We start from the raw sequence: 17,255 nt of genomic DNA on the forward strand, positions 1-17,255 counted from the left end.
ACTACTCCTCCTACCATCCTCCTATACTGCCCCAACCAGCATCCATAAATCATGTAGAAAAAACGTAATGTAATTACCTAAGAATCAATCCAAAGTGAAGAATCATAAAGCTACACAATAAACTCCTGAAGGGGAAAGCAGATGCTGAAACGAATTACGCCTGACAGCGAGCGACATGAAGAATAGAAGTCTGGTTGAGAACGGAAGGTTGTAACCAGAAGCCTGCCACCTAAAATCTTGAAATTAGAAATCTTCAAATTTTAAAATCCTTTCTCAAAACCATCCACTCATCCATTCCATTTTGCTACCGCTCAGTTTATTGGTAAGTTTAATGCCTCAAATCAGCATGCATGAGAAAACTTGTTATTGCACTGGCTGTGGCCTCCGTATCTGTGGGAGCTGCAGCTCAAAAAGTCTCCCTGGACCAGTTTAAGAACTGGAAACCCCGAAACATAGGACCAGCCGGTATGAGTGGCCGTGTTACCGCTATTGACGTTGTAGTCAACAACCCAGACACCTGGTATGTTGGCGGTGCCTCAGCCGGTGTATGGAAAACCACTAACGCAGGTGCCAGCTGGCAGCCCGTATTTGATGATCAGCCCACACTAAACATTGGCTCTATTGCCATTCAGCAAAACAATCCCAATATTGTTTGGGTAGGTACCGGTGAGGGCAACCCGCGCAACTCGCTTAACATTGGCGAAGGCATCTATAAGAGCATGGATGGCGGTAAAACCTGGCGCCGCATGGGCCTGGAAAAAACCCGCAACATTCACCGTATTATCATTGATCCCATCAATCCTAACACAGTATATGCCGGTGTGATTGGCAACCCCTATGCAGAGCATCCCGAGCGCGGTGTATACAAAACCACCGATGGTGGCGAATCCTGGACCCGAGTATTGTACACTAACGATTCCAGTGGTGTAGGTGATATGGCCATGGACCCTTCTAACCCCAACAAGCTGATTGTAAACATGTGGCAGCACCGCCGCACGCCTTACAGCTTTAAAAGCGGCGGCCCTGGCAGTGGCTTATACATTACTATGGATGGTGGCCGCAACTGGAAAAAGCTGGGTAAAGCAGATGGCTTGCCAGCTGGCGACTATGGTCGTATTGGTATTTCCTTTGCCCGCAGCATGCCTAGCCGCGTGTATGCGATGGTTGAGGCTACTAAGAACGGCTTTTACAAAAGTGATGATGGCGGCTCTACATGGGAGCTGGTAACAGCCGATCCAAAGATCGTTACTAACCGTCCATTCTACTTCCAGGATATTGCTGTTGATACGAAAAATGAAAATCGCATTTATAGCATTCACGATGTGGTAGAAGTAAGTGAAGATGGCGGTAAAACCTTCAACACTATGCTACCCTATTTTGGTATACACCCTGACCACCACGCCTGGTTTATACACCCCGATAATCCTAACTTCATTTTAGATGGTAATGATGGAGGTATGGGTATTTCCAGAGACCGCGGTAAGAACTGGGTGTTTGATGAAAAGCTACCCTTTGGCCAGTTTTATCATATCAACGTTGATAACGAAATCCCATACAATGTAATGGGCGGTATGCAAGACAATGGTAGCTGGCATGGACCAGCCTATACCTGGACCAACGGCGGTATTCGCAACTACTACTGGAACAATGTAGGCGGTGGTGATGGCTTCGATGTAATGCCTGATGCTGAAGATGCTTCTTGGGTATACAGCATGAGCCAGCAAGGTAATGTAGGCCGCATCAATTACAAAACTGGCGAGCGTTGGTTTATCAAACCACCCGTAACGGATACTGCTAATAAGTTCCGTTTCAACTGGAACTCTGCTATTGCACAAGATCCGTTTGAGAAGAGCACTATTTACTATGGCAGTGATGTGGTTCACAAAAGCACTAACAAAGGCGCTAGCTGGGAGACCATTTCTCCAGACCTGACGACCAATAATCCGGAGCAGCAAAAGCAGGATGACAACGGTGGGTTAACACTAGATGTAACCGGTGCAGAAAACTACAACACCATCCTGGCTATTGAGCCTTCTTATAAAGAGAAAGGTGTGATCTGGGTTGGTACAGATGATGGTAATGTACAACTAACAAGAGATGGTGGTAAAACCTGGACCAACTTCCGTGGTAAGATACCTGGCTTACCTGTAGGTGCCTGGATCCCGCAGGTGAGAGCGTCCCGCTATAATGCAGGCGAAGCCTTTGTAGTAGCTAACGATTACCGCCGTGGCGATTTCAATGCCTATGTATTCCGCACTACAGATTATGGTAAAACCTGGACCCGCCTTGTCGACAATAATAAAGTAAGAGGTTATGCCCTTACCATTTTACAAGACCCTACAGAGCCCAACCTGATCTTCCTGGGTACAGAGCATGGCCTGTGGATCAGCTTTGACAACGGTGCTACTTTCCAGCAATGGAAAAATGGCTATCCTTCTGTATCTACTTACGACCTGGCTATTCAAGAGCGTGAGGCTGACTTAGTGATTGCTACGTTTGGTCGCAGTTTATGGGTATTGGATGACATTCGTCCCCTACGAAAAATAGCTGCCACTAAAGGCCAAACATTCACTAATAAAATAACTGCGTTTAATGCACCAGAATCTTACCAGGTGAATTACAAAGCCGCTACAGGTTATGAGTGGAGCACCTGGGGCCTATATGATGCAGAGAATCGCCGTCGTGGCGCTGCTGTATCTTATTATGTAGCCCCCACAAAAGACACATCTGCCAAAGCCAAAATGGATAGTGTGCAGGTGCGCATTTTTAACGATAAGAATGAAGTGGTACGCAACCTGAAGTGGAAGGCAGATACCGGTTTTAATCGTCAGTGGTGGGGATTAGAAGAAAAAGGTGTACGCAATCCTGGCGCACCCAAGCCGCGCCCTGGAGCCGCCGAACCTGGTGGCCTACAGGTAATGCCTGGTAATTATAAAGTAGTACTGACCTTGGGTAAAGACATGGATTCTACTTCCATTACTGTAAAAGACGATCCGCGCATTCCTAAATCTACAGAATCCCGCATTGCACAACGCAGCATGATCGAGCGCCTGCGCAATACAACGGCTAAGCTTACGGAAGCAACCGATCGCTTAAGCGAGTATGAAGATGTGCTAAGTAAAATGCAGGCACAGTTACGCGGCTTAGAGGGGAAGGAAACGGACTCTTTGCGCAAGCGCACTACTGCTATGCAGGACTCTATAAAAGCCATTCGCGAATTCATTAGTGGCAAAACCTCTGACCGCCAAGGGTTGACCCGCTCTTCCGATTTCACAGTTATGAGCAGCATTCAAACGGCTCAAAGCTATATTATGTCTAAGAGTGTGGCGCCTAGTGCACAAGAGGAAGCCTTACTGAAGAATGCAGAAGGCATGATCGGTACTGCTGTAAAACGCGTTAACGACTTCCAGAATTCATTATGGAAGGCCTACCGCCAACTGGCGGAAGCCACCAAGGTACCCTTATTTAAAGAGTATCAGCCTATACAGATACAGTAAGTCTATCTATTTGTTGTAACAAAAAGCCCCGCATATGCGGGGCTTTTTGTTAATGCTTTTTCTTGATCGCTTTTGGATGCTCCGGAACCGGAGGAGCTGGTGGAACAGATACGCTCCTCTTTTGTGGTGGAAGTTGGGGTTTTGTTTTTTCTGCTGATGGCAAAGCTACTGGTGGAGGTGGCGGCGGTACTTCTTCTAGTGTAACAGCTACAGGTGCTGGAGGCGGAGGCGGTGCTTTTTCTTTCTTTGTTTGCGCATTGCCGATTACCGTTATCAAGCTTATAAAGGCCACTGTTAAGAACAATCTTTTCATATAGTTGGTTTCTTACTAGGATGCAGCCCCTTGACAATTCCATAACCGCTTAACCTATTTATGCTTCGTTACCCCCACCTGCCGGCAATACTCCAGTACCGGGCATGTAGAACATAGTGGAACCATTTTGCAGATGTGTTTGCCAAAAGGCATCAGCAGCCGATTAATGTCTATCCATCTTTTTTGCGGCACACTTTCTTCAAGCGCCTTCATGGTTTTCTCCGGCGTAGAGGTTTCTACAAAACCCCAGCGATTAACAACGCGATGCACATGCACATCTACACTAATAGCGGCCTTGCCAGTAGCCACACCCAGCGACAGGTTGGCGCATTTAGGCCCTACGCCTTTTAATGCAGTGAGTTTTTCATAATCAGCCGGCAATTCACCACTATATTCTTCTACTGCTGCCTTGGCTATACCCAGCAGGGTATAAGCCTTTTGTCCCGGATACTGCGAACCGTTAAGCAGCTCCTCCAGTTCCTTGGGCGACAGCTTAAGCAATCTCTGCGGCGTACGTGCCTTTTCAAAAAGCTTTAGCGACAAAGGAATAGTGGTTTCATCCAGTGTTCTAATTGAAATAATACAAGAGATCAATTGTTCAAACAAGGTGGTATAGCCGCGCTCATACAATTCAAACATGGCGGCCTTTGGATAAGGCTTCACCGCTTTCTCTATCCGCCGCAGCATCTCCTTCAGATCAAAGGCCTTTTTCATTAGTAACAGAAATACAAACGATGTACCCAAGAGTGGCCCCACCCGGCCTCCCCGAAAGGGAGGAAACCCGTGGCACAAGGCCCGCTTAACAACGATACTTTAAGTAGATCAATAAAACAGAAAAACACTCCACCAAAGGAGTGCTTTTCTTTATAGTCTTTTCTTCTTTTCTTATTGCTCATTGAATATTGAACGTTGAGCATTGAACATTTCCGCTACTTCTTCTTTCATCATTCCTTGTTCCTTGTTCATTATTCTCCCTGGCCTTTGCCGCGCGGCCGCTCCCCTTTAGGGGGCCGGGGGCGTGCGGTGGCGAAGTCCTCCCTTCGGGAGGATTTAGGAGGGCCTTTTTGTTCCAAGTAATCCACATATTCTTTAGTTCCTAACCGGATAAATAGAGGCAGGCCAGTTACTTTCTGTATTTGTAGCTCTTTTTGGCAGAAGAAGGAGAGGTGCTGGGTGTAAAACTGTGGCGGAACGGTTTTTATATTAATAAAACGCACGGTGTCTTTTATGTAAAATGAAGTGGTTTGTGCAGCTGCAATGTGAAAAGACGCCCAAAAAACGACCGAGCCGATAAAGCTTTTACACATCTTAAATTATTTACTAGTAAATTTACGGCTCGATTTTTGTGGAACAAGGCGATTTTTTTTCGCCGCAACGAAACCTGGAGAACATGAGCCTGAATCAAAGTTTACAGCAAAAGCTGTTACAAAAACTGTCACCCCAGCAGATTCAGTTAATGAAACTGTTGCAAGTACCTACTGCAAATCTGGAAGAGCGGATCAAGGAAGAATTGGAGGAGAACCCTGCATTGGAACAATCCGACGACACTCACGACGAAAACTATAACGAGGATACAAAGGACGAGTTTGCAGATAGTAATGAAGATGAATATGGTGAAGATGAATTAAGTTCTGACGAACAGTATGACAATATTGACATCTCGGATTATGTATCTGAGGGGGATGACGATATAGCCGATTATAAACTGCGCGACGAAAACTACGGCGAGCAGGAAGAGAAACAAACACTTCCTTATAAAGTAGAAACTTCTTTTTACGAGCTGCTGGAAGCACAGCTCGGCATGTTAAAGCTAGACGATCAGGAATACAGAATAGCCGAACAGATCATTGGTAGTGTGGACGAGGATGGCTACCTGCGCCGCGAAACATCGGCCATTGTAGATGATCTGGCCTTCCGCCAAAACATCATGACCACTGAAGAAGAAGTAGAAGCCCTGATCAAGCGCATTCAACGCTTTGACCCGCCCGGCGTAGCCGCCCGCACTTTACAAGAGTGCCTTATCCTGCAGCTGCTTCGCCAAAAAGAAGAAGGAAAAGATGTGGATGTAGCCATTATGGCGTTAACCAAGTACTTCGACGAGTTTACCAAGAAGCACTACGAAAAAATACAGCGCGGATTGAACCTGAGTGATGAAGAACTTAAGGACGTTATGCACCAGATCACAAAGCTCAACCCTAAACCAGGTGGCAATGTGGGCGAGGTGAATAAGGCCGAAAGCTATGTAGTGCCCGACTTCTTTATTTATAATAACGCTGGTAAACTGGAGTTGACCCTCAACTCCAAAAATGCACCGGAGCTACGCATCAGCGAGGGCTACCGTGATATGTTGAAGGAGTATGATCGTGGCTCTAAAAAAGACCGTCGGCAGAAAGAGGCTGTATTATTTATCAAGCAAAAGATTGACGCTGCTAAATGGTTTATTGACGCTATCAAGCAACGCCAGCATACCCTACTTAGCACCATGACGGCGATCATGAATCATCAGTACGATTTTTTCCTGACTGGGGACGAGACCTCATTGAGGCCCATGATCCTGAAAGACATTGCCGAGAAAACAGGACTGGATATTTCCACTGTAAGCCGCGTAGCCAACAGCAAGTTTGTACAAACAGAGTTTGGTACCTACCGCTTAAAATTCTTCTTCTCTGAATCCCTTACTACAGAAAGTGGTGAAGAGGTATCTACCCGCGAGGTGAAGAAGATCCTAAGCGACCTGATTGAGGGTGAGAACAAGAAGAAGCCACTGAGCGATGAACGTTTAACAGAGCTTTTACAGGAGAAAGGCTACAATATTGCCCGCCGTACAGTTGCTAAATACCGCGAGCAATTAAATATACCTGTCGCCCGTCTGCGTAAGGAACTGTAAGTTTGCACCATGGTTACCAGTGAACAGTTACAGCCAATTACAGACCACCAACCGGGTACAGACCGGCCGGAATCTTTCCACCCGGTGTTACGTGTAGTGGCTAGAGTGATTTCTATTGTTTTTCATCCGTTATTTATACCAGTATACATTTCCTGGTTCTTGTTGTACAACACACCCTTGTTTCCCGGCTTTTCCCAAGGCGACAAGGTGATGCTGATGGTTCGCTTTTTTGTGATGTATACCGTCTTCCCGCTGGCCACCATTTTACTGGCTAAGGGGTTGGGCTTTGTACAGTCCATCTATCTGCGCACCCAAAAAGACCGGATTATTCCTTATGTAGCCTGCGGACTTTATTATTTCTGGATGTGGTATGTATTGCGCAACCAACCAGAGTTCCCAAAGGAGCTGGTTATGCTAAGCCTGGCCATATTTATTGCGTCCAGTGGCGGCCTTATTGCCAACAGCTATGTAAAGGTTAGCATGCATGCTATTTCTGTTGGTGTGATGATTGCCTTTATGTTCATCTTTTCATTTCTTACCGATGCCCACCTGGGTGTATATCTATCGGTTGCCCTCTTTGTGGCTGGTATTGTATGCACATCGCGTCTGATCAACGCTGATCACAATCCACTTGAAGTGTACCTGGGTTTGTTTATTGGCATCATTGCTCAAGTGGTATGTTTTTACGTTGTGTTTTAATGGCGTGATTGGTGAGTGGTGAATGGTCAATAGTGAATGGTGAGTAGGGCCAGCACACGCCCCCAACTCCTAAAGGGGAGAAGGCTAACGCACAGAAGAATAAACCTTTTTATAGAACAAAAGCACCCCTTAGTGGGTGCTTTTTATTTCCTTCTTTATTATTCCTTGCTTCTTGAATATTTCTTCTCTAACTACTCCTTATTCATCACTCATTCTTCTTTCTTCCTTTCGCATTTCCAATTTCCCATTTCGCATTCTTCCTACAGCTTTACTATCTTCTGCGTTGGTATGCCAGTAGGCGTTTGCAATCGTATCCAATAGGTTCCGGCCGGCAATTTATCCAACGACACATACTTACTAAATAAGCCCTTTGCCTGCACCCATTTTTCCTTTTGCAATACAGAACCTTTAGCATCAATGATCTCCAACAGCAAGGCAGTTTCTTCCAGCACACCACCATTGATCCAAACCGATGATGTAGTAGGATTTGGCGATACAGTAAACCCATAATCTGCTTTTACTGTTAGCTTTCGCAAAGCTGATACTACTTCCTCCGCAGGATAGATGGCCTTTATACGATAGTATACTGTTTGGGCTTTTACGTCTTTATCAATAAATGTATATGCCAGATGATTGGCCTGTACAGGTACCTGCGATAACGGAGAAAAGATTTTGCCATCAAAAGACCGTTCTAGTATAAAATGTTGAAGGTTTACTGTTTCGTCTACCATCCAGGTTAGCTGAGCACCTGCTGCAGTTGCCAATACAGTGAAGTTTTTGAAATGCAAGGGCAAAACAATTTCTCCAGCGTGGCTAGCAATCACCCTTGCCAGCAAGCCCACGTACGCCGACTGCCCATAAATAGAAGGCTCATTAATGGCCCAGGAGGCTTCGTCTTCCAGAATGGTATTGTTCCAGGAAGTGTTCCAGTCATAATATGATTTTTGAGGAGGTTGGTTATAGGGAGGGGAAATGGTAGTCAACCCATATTTATTTCCATAAGCATCGTACTGTCCATAATTCTTATTAGGGCCACCAATTAGATACCCCGGAGCGGGACCTTTACTGGAGGTTTTGGCATTGTCCCATAAGGTACCTTCACCAAACCATACATGATAAATTTCGTTGGCGCAAGCTTCTGCACCATACGCATACATATTGCTTAGCATGACAATACCCATTGGATTCACCCCGTGATACCAATGCAGGTACGACTCTCCAGTTTCTTTGTATAAATTATGATTCGTTGGATCAACATTAAATGTAACGTTGTCATAGTTGTGAATAGCGCCATTGGCCTTAAACTCACAGCTCCCCCAGTTATATTCGTTATCCGGCATATGAGACCGGTATAAATCAGTTTTGTTTGTATAGTCTGTAATACTCAATACACTTTTATTATAAGACTTGCGTTCAAGAATATTTGCTGAAACAGTAGCATTAACCCCAGACAGTCGGGCATATCGCAACATAGCCTGTTGCACTGAATTATCATAGGGTCCCCAATACCAGCCAGCATAACACTGAGCGTCTGTATAATGGGTTTCAAAGAAGGTTTTATATTCTGCATCGCCTGTTGCTTCGTATAAATAAGCCGCTGCTGTTATGGCCAAATCCAATTGAAGTTTATCGCAGGCGGGTGTGTAATAAGGACTACACAAATCAGCATCACCCGATTTGATGGTACCATCGTCACAATTGGCCTGAAATGAAGTAAAGCTACTAGTAGTAAGTTTGGCCCTGGCCCAGGCACTCTTTGCCCGGTTTATTAGGTCGGTACCATAGGCTGAAAGTGAAGGAATCCCTTTATAAACAATACCCGCTATGGCAAATACAGCACTACCTGTTAGTGTAGATGAAGTACATTCACCTACATAATAACGCGGGTTATCATCTGTACTGGGTGGCGATTTACTATTGTAATTATCAACGCCCACTTTTAAAAACAAGCCTCCTGTGCCTGTTCCATCCTGCATACGCTTTAGCCAGTCTAGCTCCCATTTTATTTCATCGATTATATCAGGTATGCCATTACCTGATTCTGGGATATTATAATTGTCTGTAAATACTGCCGGTTGAATACGATAGGTTTCAAGTAAGCTGCATAATGTTCTAAAAGTAAACGTGGTGTACTTGTTATAGTCGCCGGCGTCAAACCAGCCACCACTTAAATCCCTTTCTGTTGTAGCGTCCATTTTAGCAGTATAAAGACGCGCATGTTTATCCTGGTTAGATCTTTCAAATGCAGCGCCGTCCGCCCACTTTGCATCTGTATAAGGAACGGCTTTTGCAAAGTTGATGCGCTGATAATAAAACATGCGCATAGCCTGCTTCATCACTTCATCATAGACATTATTACTGATCTCAAACCGATAAGAGCCTACATTATTAGCTACATCGTAGATGTAATACGAACCAGCAGCTTCTACAGTTGAGAAGTCAAACCACCAACCCCTATCCCCGCTTTGGGCCTGGGTAGCACCGCCATTCCAAATCGCCAAGGTTCCGGAGAAAACAACGGCATCATCACTCCAGCGGCGCACCTGGTATTGATTGGCACCCGTACCCGGGCTAAATGATTCTGCAGCATTATACCCCCACTGAGGATCTACTACTACAGCTACCTTTTTACTTTTTGGAAAATAGCCAAACTGGTCCACTTTAATATATGGCGAAGTGGTTCCAGGCGCAGCAAAAGCAATCGAATGAATAAATAAAACAACAGCTAATAACGTAAAGACATTTTTCATTGGAAAGGATTGGAGCAACAAACATAAAAGTCAGTACCATTAACCACTACCTCTTAGGTATGAGCATACCAATTAACATCATGAACCTTCACTTTTGCCGGATTAATCACTCAGGCAAAGAAGTCGGTCTGCATTTAATTGTTAATGCGCCTTATACGTTTCGAATAGGCGATTCTATTACCACCGTTGGGTATATTGCTTTTACGCGATAGTAGATCTTCTTATCACTGGTCTTATTTCCACCATCAACATAAGAATAGATTTGTTGATGCAACTGCACCGGCACTTCATACAAGGGCAAAAAGTTTTGACCATCGGTAGAATGCTCAATGAGAAAATATTGAAGGTTTGCAGTTTCTTCTACCATCCAGTTTAACAGAATACCGTTGGGAGTAGTTTTTACAGCTAATGTGTTTCCTCGAACTTGTACTGATACGCTTGTATCATTAGCTGGTTGATCTACCTTATTATAGGCAATACGTTCATGAGTTATAGCTACGTTATTGTGCAGTGTGTCCGCTGAATTGATTGCCTTTGCAGAAAAGCTTTGTATCATCACTATTGCGGTTAGCCCTACTAGATAGTTCACGGTGTTGAATTAAGGGCGCAAACATAACAGTGCTCTTTGGCACCGCATATCTCGTTTAGTATGAGAGCTGCAAACGGCGTCATGAATTGCTTAAAGCAAGAACTAAAAGGAATAGAAACAACATCGATAGGTACAAAAGAAAAAGCCCGGCCATAGGGTACGGCGGGCTTTTGTCATCCATCCTTGTTTGTGTCCAACTAGCCGTTTAATAATGTTGATTCCTGCTCATAACGGCTCGACGGATGGTATATAAATAGGCAGGTGCCATCTTTCAATAAATTAATAACCTTTTCAGCATACTCCTGGGGCACTGCCGGACAACCGAAGCTGCGACCCATATAAGCGCTGCTTACACGATGATCACCAATATAATTGGCGCCATGCACCACTACAGCTCTTTCTTCTGCATTATCATTCCAGCCTTTCTCCTGGCCAGACAAACGCAGCGATAAACCATGCTTACCACTATAAGTACCCTTGGTTACATAAAAGCCTAAGCTGCTCTGCAAAGACTCCGGTGTGTTCGAAAACTGGTTAGCGTAATCTAAACCAGAGTTCTTACCATGTGCCACATAGGTATTGAATAATACTTTATCGTTTTTCAGATCTATGATGTACATCCGCTTTTTGCGAGAGCTTTGGCTAAAGTCTACAACGGTTAATACATCGCTGTTAGCTAAAGCACCTTTTTCACGCAGTTGTTCATACCCTTTATAGGCATATTTCATAGCATCTACAGAAAGACCTAATTTGTCTAATTCTAAACGCTCATAGATTGATAAAGCAGTAGCCTCTGCTGTTGCAACAGTTGTTGAGGCAGCAGCTGAACTATTGTTGACTATCGTATGGGTTATCGCTTTTTTGCTATCGGCTTTTTCAACTGGCGAAACCGTAAAGGACACAGCTAATGCGGCAGCAAAAGCAATGGGAAGTATTGTTTTTCTCACGTTTTACAGGTTTTTCTTGATTGGAACGCCGACAAAGTGAAAATATTATGCCTAACCTGCCTCCACAAATTATCTATAAGATTTTTTTAATAAATAAGGGGAAATACGTTAATGTACCCTTAAAGAATAAGTAGATATGCTAAATCTGTTAACGTTTTTTCTTACTTCACACGGTGGGTTTCACGTCTTTTTAAAATGAATTCGTTGCCATAAATACGAAGCAACAAGATAAACATAGAGATCAGCAGTGGACCAAAGATGAGTCCAATAAAGCCGAACAGTTGCAGCCCTGCAATAACCCCAAATATGGTGATCAGAGGGTGAATATTGCCGAGCTTTTTATTGATGAGGAAACGAAACAAATTATCTGATAAACCAATCAAGCCAAACCCCCACACCCCCATAGCAATGCCTTGTCCCGTTTTGCCTTGTACCAGCAACATAACAGTAAGCGGTACATACACCACAGCAGCACCTACTATAGGCAGCATGGCCGTAATACAGGTAGCCACAAACCACACAAACGGCTCATCAATACCAATGATGAGGTAGCCTATAAGCCCTACAACACCTTGTATCAATGCAATGAGTGGAATACCAATTGTGCTGGAGGTAACCATCACTTTTACCTCTCTACCAATACGCTCTACATTACCGTCTTTTAGCGGTATGTATTCATACAGGTAATCTTCAATACGCCGTCCATTAACCAACATGAAGTAGAGAATAAAGTACATGCTGGCAATCAAAGTGAGCGTATCTAAAGACACCCGTAAAATCTTAGGCAGTAACTGGGTAAGATAAGGTCCTAGCTGGTTAATGGTCTCCGGCTTTATGATCTCATAGCCAATCTTGCCTTTTAAATCAACAATCACTTTCTTTAGCGAATCCATTAGCTCACCAGAGTGCGTTACCACATAACTGATCTTTGAATACAAGATGTTTCCCAACAATCCTATTGGCACTAATATCACAAAGAAAGAAAGCAGCATTAATACCCAGGCAGCTGTAGCGGGTCTCCAGCCCTTGCGTTCCGTTAGATAAAACATGCGGTCACGCATCAGTACATAAAAGGTAACAGCACCCAAAAAGGCTGACAGAAAGAACCATAGTTCTCGTATCAATGCAATTCCTAAAAACAGGATGAGCAGGATAAAAGCTATTTGCCGTAACAGGTTGGTATCAATGGTATTATTAGGTGTGCTGTTCATAATAAAGCCAATCCTCAATGAAATTACTGAAATGCACAGGACTGCAGATCGTACCAATAAGAAATTATGCCATGGACCGCGGATTGTTGGATTTGTAGGATTTACAGGATTAATATCGTTTCAGATCTGCCAGTTTGAAAATTGTCTACGGTGATAATAAACCACAGCCTGATTATTTGTTTGCCCAATAATCTTTTCAACCATAAGTAATATCACAATCCATGATTGTTAGAGGAATACTATATGCTTAGTAAATGTTCAATTTCAAATCTCAGACTTCAAATTGCAAACAAGTAATCCTGTTAATCCAACTAATCATCCCTCTAATCCGCGGTCAAAAAAAATCCCGGCCTACTGGCCGGGATCTCTCTTCTATCTATTTTACAGATTACTGTTTTTTAGCAGGAGGGTTGGTAGTGGTTGCTGCAGGTGTTGGGTTAGTTGCACCAGCTGGTACTTTTAAGTTCAATTTCTTAGCTACCAATGGCAACAGGTTGTCTGCTGGAGGCGCTACCAATAAAGATTCCATATTATATACGTATGAATAACCGCTTTCTTTTGCTACTGCATTCAACGCATTCATCACTTTAGCATAAATAGGCTGCAATAATTCATTTTGTTTAGCCTGCATTTCGTTCTGCACAATGCCCTGCCAGTTTTGAATCTGGTAAGCCATCTGCTCTAATTCTTGTCTCATTTGCGCACGTACAGGTGCTGCAGTCTTTAAAGAATCTTTACCATTAGCTAAGCTATCCTTACGATTATATTCAGATACCAGGTAAGCAAACTGAGGGTTCAGAGAGTCTGCCTGGAAACGTTGTAAAGTTGAATCAATCTTTCTTACTTCTGGCATCAGATATACCACCTGATCTAAGCTGATATAACCAGTTTTCTGTGCAGAAGCGCTAAATCCCGCCACTACCATCAGGGCCACTACGAATAATTTGATTTTGTTCATGAGATGTTTTTGTTATGATACTTTTTAGTTTGAAATGGTTGCTACCCTTTTTTGATTTTACAATTCTTTAATGAATTAGCGTACACCTAGCTCTTTCAATACATCATCACTCTTTTCAAGCTTGGGGTCAGCAAATATAACCGTTATTCCTTCGCTTTTATCGAGTATAAAGTCGTAGCCACGTTGTACAGCCAGTTTTTGCACGGCATTGTATACTTTGTCCTGAATGGGTTTAATCAGCTCTTGTCTTTTCTTAAACAGATCGCCTTCAAAACCAAAGCGCTGACGTTGCAGATCGCGCAGTTCTTTTTCTTTATAAAACAACTGATCTTCCCGCTTCTTGCGCAGATCATCACTTAACATGACCTGCTCTCCTTCAAAGTTCTTATACATTTTGTCCAGCTCCTGCTGCTTATTATCAATCTCTTTTTGCCAGCCCGCTGCTATCTCATCCAGGTTCTTTTGGGCCGACTTGTAATCGGGCATCTTGTCCAAAATATACTTGGTGTCAATAACTGCATAACGCTGAGCATAAGAACCAGCCGCAAGGCACAGACTAAATGTTGCAAGCAATAAAAGCTTTTTCATATGTCAAGTGTGTTTTCCTTATTATCAGTTTTAATACCTATAATCCACCTAACTCTTAGTCTATTCTGGTTCAAAGCCTAACATAAAGGTAAAGCGGGTAGCGCCTTTCAATCCTTTCTGACCAGGGTTCAAACGATCCAGACCCAGACCATAGTCAAAGCCCAACAGACCAAACATAGGCAGGAAGAAACGCATACCTACACCCACGCTACGACGCAAGCGGAATGGATTGTATTCTTTAAAGTTATACCAGCCATTGGCCGCATCAAAGAAGGTCAAACCATAAATCGTACTTCCCGGATTGGTTACCAATGGGTAACGCAACTCTAAAGAGTATTTATTGAATATAGTAAAATAACGACTCGTATTGCTGATGTCTGGGTTTATAGAAGGATCAGATGTTTCAAACACCGGATAACCACGTAATGAAATTACGTCATAACCCAGGATACCACCACCGGCCTGGTTCAAACCATCACCACCCACCTGGAAGCGTTCAAACGGAGAGTAATCAAGCTCTTTATTGTAGCGACCCATGAAGCCATACTTAGCAGCCAGCTTCAATACAAACTGACGGTTCTTATCAGCACCCATTGGGCGGCCAATTGGCACAAACCACTCCGCATTAAAGCGCCATTTGTGATACTCAGGACGCTCATAAGCTGCATCAGACTTTGCCAGGCTTGGATCAAACAAAGAGTAAGGTGGTGTAAACTGACCACTCAACACAAAGTTAGAACCACTGCGTGGGAAGGTAGGGTCATATACAGAAGAACGCTGTAATGCCACTTTCAAACTCACGTTGTGAGAGGTACCATTAGAGAAACCAAAACCTGAATAGGCGTAGTTCTTTAATTTATACTGCGTATAGTTTAATGAATATACTAAGCTGAAATAGTCATCTGGCCACTTCAATTGTTTACCCAACGAAACAGAAGCACCTACGATACCCAGGCGGCTAGAGTCACTGTATTCAAAACGACCACGGTCGTTGTACTGACCACTGGCGCGGATGTTACTTTTATAAGCCGACAATGTCAGCGAGTTGCGACGCTTACCACCCAACCAAGGCTCGGTAAACGAGAAGTTATAAGACTGGTACGCACGTCCGTTCGATTGCAAACGCAAGCTTAACTTCTGACCATCACCCGTTGGTAATGGATCCCATGATTCTCTCTTGAATATATTTTTTACGGAGAAGTTGTTGAACGACACACCCACTGTACCGGTCAAACCAACACCACCACCCCAGCCAGCTGAAAGCTCTAACTGGTCAGATGATTTTTCTTCCAGCTTCCAGTTGATGTCTACAGTACCATCATCCTGGTTAGGGTTTACACCAGGGTTGATTGTTTCCTGGTTGAAGTATTGCAGGTTGGCCAATTCTCGCTGAGAGCGAATTAAGTCAGAGCGGCTGAATTTATCACCCGGCACGGTACGTAGCTCACGACGAATTACATGGTCCTTGGTTTTTTCATTTCCAAAGATGCCCACGTTTTTGATGGTTGCCTGTGGACCTTCCACTACTCGAATCTCGTGGTCGATCGTATCATTATAGATAGAGGTCTCAACAGGGTCCACACGGAAGAACAGGTAACCATCGTCCATATACAGACCACTGATGTCACCACCTTCCATTGACAACTGTTTACCCAGGCGCTTGTTTAACAGCTCCAGGTTATAGATATCTCCTTTATTAATACGCAACACCTGGTTTAATAAAGAATCGCTGTACTTGGTATTACCTCTCCAGGTAATGTTACCAAAGTAGTAACGGCGACCTTCATCAATTTTTACGTCAATATTTAAATTACCATCAGGTGTATAATATTGTGTGTCGGCTACAATCTGAGCATCGCGATAACCAAGAGAGTTGTAATAATCTAATACTTTCTCTTTGTCTTCTTCGTATTTCTTAGCATCGAACTTAGCACCGCTGAACAACTTGAAGCGGAAGTAAGGGTCTAAGAAGTTTTTGGTTTTAGTACCAGAAAGGAAACCTAAATCATTTACGTATTCACCAAAGCTGGTGCGGTCATTATTACCATAAGGGCTTTGGGTTTCCTGAGGGTGTAAGGTAGCCTTACTCATTTCCTTGGTACCCTTCATTTGCTTTTTTAAACGCACATCAGCTACTTCCTCATTACCGTAAAAGCTTACATTGTTAACCCGTACTTTTTTACCCTTGGTTACATAAAAGGTCAGATCGTTAGAGTTGGTAATTGCTGTATCAGACTTTTCTTCAATGCGCACTGCCACATTCTTAAAACCCTTATCAGCATAAAACTTTTGGATAACTTCTATGGCGTTGCGGCGCGTATTCTCTGTAATAATGGTGGATTTAGCCAAGCCGATCTTGCCTTTCAGTTCATCAGCTTCCGCCTTCTTAATACCCACAAATTTGAAATTGCCCAACTTAGGACGTTCCGCCAGGCTGATCTCCAAAGCAATATGATCATCTTTTATTTCAGTGATAAAGATTTGAATATTGGAGAAAAGACGTTGGCGCCACAGGTTAGCAATAGCTTTAGAGAAGGCATCGCTACCGGGAATTTGAATTTTATCGCCTACTTGTAATCCTGAAATTGAAACAACAATCGATGTATCCAGGTAATTAACACCTGTTACTTTAATTGCACTTACTGTATACTCTTTCGGCACATGGTTGTTTTCCAGTGCCAGTAACGAGGGATCTACGGAAGTGGGCCGGGTAGTATCTTGTGCCGAGGCTGAAAACACACAACTGCCAATACATAATAATAATGTAGAAACCCGCGATAAAATTTGTTGCATAATCAAGTATTCAGTCAGTAGTT

13 protein-coding genes are annotated in these 17,255 nt (G+C 43.6%); 3 read left to right on the top strand and 10 right to left on the bottom strand.

The window, feature by feature from the left end:
- Nucleotides 1–350: 350 nt before the first annotated feature.
- Entirely contained in the window at nucleotides 351–3,497 is a 3,147-nt protein-coding gene (locus SY85_RS15125; protein ID WP_066405743.1) for a WD40/YVTN/BNR-like repeat-containing protein, read from the top strand.
- Between the two features lie 49 nt (nucleotides 3,498–3,546).
- Here SY85_RS15125 and SY85_RS25485 read toward each other — a convergent pair whose 3' ends face one another.
- The 3 genes from SY85_RS25485 to SY85_RS15140 all read right to left on the bottom strand — a co-directional run bounded on the left by SY85_RS25485 (nucleotide 3,547) and on the right by SY85_RS15140 (nucleotide 5,117).
- On the bottom strand, nucleotides 3,547–3,810 hold the full coding sequence (locus SY85_RS25485) for a hypothetical protein (protein ID WP_148661211.1): 264 nt from the start codon (nucleotides 3,808–3,810) through the stop codon (nucleotides 3,547–3,549).
- Between the two features lie 54 nt (nucleotides 3,811–3,864).
- Complete coding sequence (locus tag SY85_RS15135; RefSeq protein WP_066409819.1) at nucleotides 3,865–4,524, bottom strand: endonuclease III domain-containing protein; 660 nt, start codon at nucleotides 4,522–4,524, stop codon at nucleotides 3,865–3,867.
- 251 nt (nucleotides 4,525–4,775) lie between these two features.
- Entirely contained in the window at nucleotides 4,776–5,117 is a 342-nt protein-coding gene (locus SY85_RS15140) for a hypothetical protein (protein ID WP_066405745.1), read from the bottom strand.
- An 83-nt stretch (nucleotides 5,118–5,200) separates the two neighbouring features.
- Here SY85_RS15140 and rpoN point away from each other — a divergent pair, with 83 nt between their 5' ends.
- Together rpoN and SY85_RS15150 are read left to right on the top strand one after the other, a co-directional pair.
- On the top strand, nucleotides 5,201–6,697 hold the full coding sequence (gene rpoN / locus SY85_RS15145; protein ID WP_066409822.1) for an RNA polymerase factor sigma-54: 1,497 nt from the start codon (nucleotides 5,201–5,203) through the stop codon (nucleotides 6,695–6,697).
- Between the two features lie 9 nt (nucleotides 6,698–6,706).
- Complete coding sequence (locus SY85_RS15150) at nucleotides 6,707–7,396, top strand: hypothetical protein (RefSeq protein WP_066405746.1); 690 nt, start codon at nucleotides 6,707–6,709, stop codon at nucleotides 7,394–7,396.
- A 260-nt stretch (nucleotides 7,397–7,656) separates the two neighbouring features.
- Here SY85_RS15150 and SY85_RS15155 read toward each other — a convergent pair whose 3' ends face one another.
- The 7 genes from SY85_RS15155 to SY85_RS15185 form a co-directional block, all read right to left on the bottom strand.
- Nucleotides 7,657–10,146: a glycoside hydrolase family 9 protein gene (locus SY85_RS15155; RefSeq protein WP_066405747.1), complete on the bottom strand. Its 2,490-nt coding sequence runs from the start codon at nucleotides 10,144–10,146 to the stop codon at nucleotides 7,657–7,659.
- Nucleotides 10,147–10,297: 151 nt separating this feature from the next.
- A complete protein-coding gene (locus SY85_RS15160; protein ID WP_148661212.1) occupies nucleotides 10,298–10,735 on the bottom strand; it encodes a hypothetical protein in 438 nt (145 codons plus the stop codon).
- 197 nt (nucleotides 10,736–10,932) lie between these two features.
- Nucleotides 10,933–11,682: a murein L,D-transpeptidase catalytic domain family protein gene (locus SY85_RS15165; RefSeq protein ID WP_082886488.1), complete on the bottom strand. Its 750-nt coding sequence runs from the start codon at nucleotides 11,680–11,682 to the stop codon at nucleotides 10,933–10,935.
- 161 nt (nucleotides 11,683–11,843) lie between these two features.
- Nucleotides 11,844–12,893 carry an AI-2E family transporter gene (locus SY85_RS15170; protein WP_066405749.1) on the bottom strand — a complete coding sequence of 350 codons (1,050 nt, stop codon included), beginning with the start codon at nucleotides 12,891–12,893 and terminating at the stop codon, nucleotides 11,844–11,846.
- A 388-nt stretch (nucleotides 12,894–13,281) separates the two neighbouring features.
- Nucleotides 13,282–13,851, bottom strand: a complete 570-nt coding sequence (locus tag SY85_RS15175) for an OmpH/Skp family outer membrane protein (protein ID WP_066405750.1) — start codon at nucleotides 13,849–13,851, stop codon at nucleotides 13,282–13,284.
- A gap of 75 nt (nucleotides 13,852–13,926) precedes the next feature.
- Nucleotides 13,927–14,439 (bottom strand): OmpH/Skp family outer membrane protein, encoded by a 513-nt coding sequence (locus SY85_RS15180; protein ID WP_066405751.1) that lies wholly within the window; start codon nucleotides 14,437–14,439, stop codon nucleotides 13,927–13,929.
- Between the two features lie 60 nt (nucleotides 14,440–14,499).
- Entirely contained in the window at nucleotides 14,500–17,232 is a 2,733-nt protein-coding gene (locus SY85_RS15185; RefSeq protein ID WP_066405752.1) for a BamA/OMP85 family outer membrane protein, read from the bottom strand.
- Between the last annotated feature and the right edge of the window lie 23 nt (nucleotides 17,233–17,255).

Source organism: Flavisolibacter tropicus (assembly GCF_001644645.1).
GTDB lineage: Bacteria > Bacteroidota > Bacteroidia > Chitinophagales > Chitinophagaceae > Flavisolibacter > Flavisolibacter tropicus.

What these genes read in the sequence shown, in the direction of transcription:
- SY85_RS15170 (WP_066405749.1), bottom strand. Translation starts at nt 12,893, where the DNA reads ATGAACAGCACACCTAATAATACCATTGATACCAACCTGTTACGGCAA.
- SY85_RS15180 (WP_066405751.1), bottom strand. Translation starts at nt 14,439, where the DNA reads ATGAAAAAGCTTTTATTGCTTGCAACATTTAGTCTGTGCCTTGCGGCT.
- rpoN (WP_066409822.1), top strand. Translation starts at nt 5,201, where the DNA reads ATGAGCCTGAATCAAAGTTTACAGCAAAAGCTGTTACAAAAACTGTCA.
- SY85_RS15140 (WP_066405745.1), bottom strand. Translation starts at nt 5,117, where the DNA reads ATGTGTAAAAGCTTTATCGGCTCGGTCGTTTTTTGGGCGTCTTTTCAC.
- SY85_RS15155 (WP_066405747.1), bottom strand. Translation starts at nt 10,146, where the DNA reads ATGAAAAATGTCTTTACGTTATTAGCTGTTGTTTTATTTATTCATTCG.
- SY85_RS15125 (WP_066405743.1), top strand. Translation starts at nt 351, where the DNA reads ATGAGAAAACTTGTTATTGCACTGGCTGTGGCCTCCGTATCTGTGGGA.
- SY85_RS15175 (WP_066405750.1), bottom strand. Translation starts at nt 13,851, where the DNA reads ATGAACAAAATCAAATTATTCGTAGTGGCCCTGATGGTAGTGGCGGGA.
- SY85_RS25485 (WP_148661211.1), bottom strand. Translation starts at nt 3,810, where the DNA reads ATGAAAAGATTGTTCTTAACAGTGGCCTTTATAAGCTTGATAACGGTA.
- SY85_RS15185 (WP_066405752.1), bottom strand. Translation starts at nt 17,232, where the DNA reads ATGCAACAAATTTTATCGCGGGTTTCTACATTATTATTATGTATTGGC.
- SY85_RS15150 (WP_066405746.1), top strand. Translation starts at nt 6,707, where the DNA reads ATGGTTACCAGTGAACAGTTACAGCCAATTACAGACCACCAACCGGGT.
- SY85_RS15135 (WP_066409819.1), bottom strand. Translation starts at nt 4,524, where the DNA reads ATGAAAAAGGCCTTTGATCTGAAGGAGATGCTGCGGCGGATAGAGAAA.